This window comes from Curvibacter soli (assembly GCF_029211125.1).
GTDB classification, from domain to species: Bacteria; Pseudomonadota; Gammaproteobacteria; order Burkholderiales; family Burkholderiaceae_C; genus Curvibacter_A; species Curvibacter_A soli.
The window spans coordinates 1-564 of record NZ_JARGEN010000090.1 but is presented as its reverse complement, the minus strand read 5'-3'; the positions used below and the strand labels follow the sequence as shown (position 1 = coordinate 564).

1 protein-coding gene is annotated in these 564 nt (G+C 61.2%); it reads left to right on the top strand.

Translation table 11 applies throughout. The features are described from left to right. The coding region (locus PY257_RS16155) for an RNA-guided endonuclease InsQ/TnpB family protein (RefSeq protein WP_275743672.1) at window positions 1–564 on the top strand (564 nt) is incomplete at both ends.

Genomic DNA, 564 nt, shown 5'->3' with positions numbered 1-564 from the left:
CAGACCCTCAAGGATCTGGAGCGCGCCTACGCGAACTTCTTCGCCAAACGCGCCGACTTCCCGCGCTTCAAGAAGAAAGGACAGAGCGACAGTTTCCGCTACCCCGACCCGAAGCAAATCAAGCTCGACCAGGCCAACAGCCGCCTGTTCCTGCCCAAGCTCGGCTGGCTGCGCTACCGCAACAGCAGGGCCGTTCTCGGCACGGTGAAGAACATCACCGTGAGCGCATCAGGCGGCAAGTGGTTCGTGTCGATCCAGACCGAACGCGAAGTAGGACAGCCGATTCCGCATGGAAATGCGGTCGGCATCGACATGGGCATCGCCCGCTTCGCTACGCTCTCGGACGGTACGTTCCATGTACCGCTCAATAGCTTCAAGCGGCATCAGGACAGGCTGTGCAAGGCGCAACAGGCCCTGAGCCGCAAAACCAAGTTCGGCAACAACTGGAAGAAGGCGCAAGCCCGCGTGCAGCGCATCCACGCCCGCATCGGCAACGCCCGCCGCGACTACCTGCACAAGACCTCAACCGCGATCAGCAAAAACCACGCGATGGTGTGTATCGAG